Genomic DNA, 270 nt, shown 5'->3' on the forward strand with positions numbered 1-270 from the left:
GACGGGCTGTCCTTCGAGGCGGGGGCTGCTCTGATGGTGCAGGGGCTGACGGCCCTTCATCTCCTTCGCCGCAGCCCGCCGGCGGGAAAATCGATCCTGGTCAACGCCGCTGCAGGCGGGGTGGGATCGCTGCTGGTCCAGCTCGCCCGCAATGCCGGGGTGCGCCAGGTGATCGCCGCTGCCGGTTCGCCGGAGAAGCTCGATCTCGCGCGATCCCTGGGGGTGGACGCGGCTGTCGACTATCGCGGCGCGGGCTGGGTCGACCAGGTG

1 protein-coding gene is annotated in these 270 nt (G+C 71.1%); it reads left to right on the forward strand.

Annotated elements, in window-relative coordinates; all coding sequences use genetic code 11:
* A partial coding sequence (locus tag SB756_RS30420) for a zinc-binding dehydrogenase (protein WP_410913285.1) occupies positions 1-270 on the forward strand: 270 nt, incomplete at both ends.

Source organism: Pseudomonas sp. SIMBA_068, assembly GCF_046534705.1.
In the GTDB taxonomy this organism is placed as follows: Bacteria; Pseudomonadota; Gammaproteobacteria; order Pseudomonadales; family Pseudomonadaceae; genus Aquipseudomonas; species Aquipseudomonas putida.